At 38.6% G+C, this 3,405-nt stretch carries 5 protein-coding genes; all 5 read left to right on the forward strand.

What is annotated here, in order from left to right; all coding sequences use genetic code 11:
* Positions 1-474 (forward strand): HEPN domain-containing protein (locus ACYVLS_RS09150; protein WP_460323791.1); only part of this gene is annotated, 474 nt, incomplete at its 5' end.
* Between the two features lie 84 nt (positions 475-558).
* Entirely contained in the window at positions 559-1,098 is a 540-nt protein-coding gene (locus ACYVLS_RS09155; protein WP_460323793.1) for a GNAT family N-acetyltransferase, read from the forward strand.
* Positions 1,099-1,375: 277 nt separating this feature from the next.
* The gene (locus ACYVLS_RS09160) at positions 1,376-1,543 is read left to right on the forward strand and encodes a hypothetical protein (protein ID WP_460323795.1); all 168 of its coding nucleotides are present in this window, start codon (positions 1,376-1,378) and stop codon (positions 1,541-1,543) included.
* A gap of 279 nt (positions 1,544-1,822) precedes the next feature.
* Positions 1,823-2,599 carry a TMEM164 family acyltransferase gene (locus tag ACYVLS_RS09165; protein ID WP_460323797.1) on the forward strand — a complete coding sequence of 259 codons (777 nt, stop codon included), beginning with the start codon at positions 1,823-1,825 and terminating at the stop codon, positions 2,597-2,599.
* A gap of 27 nt (positions 2,600-2,626) precedes the next feature.
* Positions 2,627-3,109, forward strand: coding sequence for an SRPBCC domain-containing protein (locus tag ACYVLS_RS09170; RefSeq protein WP_460323799.1), 483 nt, complete (start codon positions 2,627-2,629; stop codon positions 3,107-3,109).
* The last annotated feature ends 296 nt before the right edge of the window (positions 3,110-3,405 follow it).

Below are 3,405 nucleotides of genomic sequence, written 5' to 3' on the forward strand. Positions count from 1 at the left end.
CCTCCTGGAGTACGTGTCTTAGTCGACAACCTAATTGTACCATATGGGGGGGTTCCTTTTTTCTATGTTTTAAAAAAGTTGATTTATCAGGTGTTAAACACGACAAATAATTATGAAATTGGCTCAGTTAAAGAAATAGATAGAGTTAATCTAACGAAAAGAGTAAAGCAACTTCTTAAAGATATGCCAGGTAATTTAAAAGAGGAAATTATCTTTCAAGATTTAGATTTTTCAAAGAATAAAGTAGTAAGTGACTTTGCTTATAAATGCTCTAGTACTAGGAATTATCATGCACATGGCAGCAAAAATCCAAAGAAGAATAATATATATGAGACTATAGATCTAATTCATGTAACTAAAATATTGAATTTAGTAAGTGAGTTTTATTTAATGAAACAAATTGGTCTTGATTCTGAAGTTATTATAAAAGGTTTATTCAATAAAAAAAGTCATCAAGTTGTTCTTGCAGTGTGAAAATCGAATTAAATCTCACATTTTTTATGCTAAACTGGTGTCGTTAATGGACTTAATTTATATTTTCGAAAGTAGGGAAGAAAAATGATTGAATTAAGAAAGATTACTCACGATAATTTTGAGGCAGTGTTGAAGTTAAGCATGACAGACGAGCAGAAAGGAAATGTGGATTCTAGCATGTATTGTTTGGCTAAAGCCTATGTAAAGATACTCAACGACGAAAAACCTCCTATGATCTTCGCTATATGCAACAATGATGAAGTCATAGGATATGTCGATATTGCATTTTACGAACTGGCGGAAAGTGCATTTCTGTGTGAAAAATATGGAGATAAATCTACTTATGGACTTAATCGCTTTATGATTGATAAAAAGCATCAAGGCAAAGGATTTGGCAAACAAGCAATGATGAAAATTATTGATTATATAAAGTCGTTTCCACAAGGAAAAGCCGATGCAGTTTCTACATCATATTGGATGGTAAACGAAGCCGTCCGGAAGTTGTTTGCGTCTGTCGGTTTCGTTGAAACAGGAGCGATATGGGACGGACAAACAGGGGGTAATTGGAATGCAGAAAGAAAAGATATAGAGTATGCAGAAGTAGGTGCCAGACTCGGATTATAACGCTGATAAGTTAGGTGCCTGGCTCTGGACTTCTTTAATAAATCACTCTCACTATGTTCCCTTATCAGCTCCTGCCATTGGGCTTTATGTATTTCATTTTTCGGTGTTTTCATAGTTGTCAAATTATCATTTCCCGTATACAATATGGGACTGAGATTTCGAAAGAGAACGAGTACCATTCAATTTGTGGCTTAAATTTAATATTGCGTTACAAAAAGGTATCAGCATTCTGCTGGTGCCTTTTTTCATGTGTTGCTCAAGAGATGAAAGGGTAATAGTGAATCGCAATGAACAGAGCAGCAACTACAGAGGTGGTGGAATGAATGACTTCAAAAAAATGCAGAAGCTGATAAAGAATAAGCAAGACGGCGGAAAAGATATCCAAAGAAGCATAGCCAAAAATGACCAGAAATATATGCGAAAAGCTCCGATTATTTTTAAATAAGCTTCTATACAGTATTTCAATACACTTAGTCACAGAATTTCTCAAGGTTTTCAGTCAAATGTTATCGCGTTACTTCTGTAATAATGCCGTTCCGGAAGCTATAATGTGATATGATTTCAAAAACCGAATAAGAATGATAGTATAGACTAAAAAAACCCGCTAACTAGAGATGCCGTATTTTGTCCATGAATAGAGGGTTATATAATGATTTCATTGTTCTATAAATGAAAATGGAAGATGTTTATTTTTTGCAAGAGACGTTGAGAGGTGGAAAGGTGTATGCAAGCGCAGTTTGAAATGTGGAGCACGTTTCATTATTTTATGATAATTTTTCCTTTCGTGCTCGCCGTTATATTATATATATTCACTCTAGACAAGGCATTTGCAGTAAAGCGACGTGTTGGTATAGCGATGGGGATAATCCTGGTAGGCATATTAGCTACCAGACAGATTTATGTTTTCAGTGCCGACGGCTTAGGTCCTGAAGTTTTCCCATTCCATATCTCTCACTTTGCCAACATCCTGTTGCTTATCGTTGCCATCAATCCTAATCTGGGTGTGACTAGTGCAATCGCCTGGTGCTTGACGGTACCTGCAGGTCTGGCAGCCGTTGTATTTGCCGATGCACTGGAAACTTACAGTAATGTACTTAGCATTCGAGGCCTTTCCTATATTTTAGGGCATATGCTGATTGTAGCGACGGGACTATACCTGCTATTAACAGAGATGATCCGAATCGATCGAAGAGCTCTTTTAAAAGCTTATGCGACTTTGGTGCCGCTGTATGTATTGTCAGTTATCATAAATAATTGGTTCACTGATATTTTTAATGAGCAAGCCAATTATTTATTTACCTATGATCCGGGATCGGCAGGGCCTTTAGTGTACTTGTACAACCTTGGCTCTGATATCACAGTATCTGGAATAACAGTCAATCCAGTCTACATTCTGTCCCTTACCATTATCGGAGTGGTGGTCATGTTCCTGATGTATCTACTGGCGCAATTTTGGTATGTTAGACAGGATTCCAGCCTTCAAAGGAAACGGGCTAACTGAAAAAAATGTCGTAAAGGAGCGATTGAAATGCAGGAGAGTTCATCAAATGGGCGAATCGATACGGTTTCAAAGAATATTGCGTCTTCACCGCACACGCTTTATCAGGCCTTCATCGACCCGGATTCACTGATCAAGTGGCTACCGCCGGAAGGGATGCGAGGGGAGGTCTCCCTATTTGAACCATATGCTGGCGGAAAGTATCGACTGATTCTCTATTACGAAAAGGAAGAGCAGACTACAGGAAAAACAACTATAGCTTCTGATGTTTCAGAAGGCACTTTCGTCGAAGTGGTGCCGGATACGAAAGTTGTGATGGCAGGTGCTTTCGATTCGGAAGACCCTGACTTTAAAGGGATGATGACGATGACCTGGTACTTTGAAGAGATTCTGGAAGGCACCAAAATCACGGTTATTGCAGAAAATGTCCCGGCCGGAATCAGTAAAGAGGATCATATCGATGGACTGAGCTCTTCGCTGAAAAATCTGGAGTACTTTGTAGAAAAAAGGTAGCCGTGTATTGCTAATATGAGAATATAGAAGAGTCGGTAAAAAGACTCTTCTATATTTTTGGAGTATTATATTAGGCATAGAAGTGACACGTGCCACTAGTATTACTGATTCAAATCAGAAGATTCATTTACCATTTACGGTCATGGCATAGCCATGTACCGTTTTTTTGGTGCGCCCGGCATGGGCGACAACTTGGTGGTGAAAGTCCACTACAGGCTTTGCAGTAGGAACTGTTAGTGAATGACAAGGGTGTCCACCGTGAGGTGGAATCTGAAGGAAGTCGGACGCAAAAGCTC

The organism is Alkalibacterium psychrotolerans (assembly GCF_054784355.1).

Coding starts and splice junctions, on each gene's coding strand:
- ACYVLS_RS09170 (WP_460323799.1), top strand. CDS start 2,627: ATGCAGGAGAGTTCATCAAATGGGCGAATCGATACGGTTTCAAAGAAT.
- ACYVLS_RS09155 (WP_460323793.1), top strand. CDS start 559: ATGATTGAATTAAGAAAGATTACTCACGATAATTTTGAGGCAGTGTTG.
- ACYVLS_RS09165 (WP_460323797.1), top strand. CDS start 1,823: ATGCAAGCGCAGTTTGAAATGTGGAGCACGTTTCATTATTTTATGATA.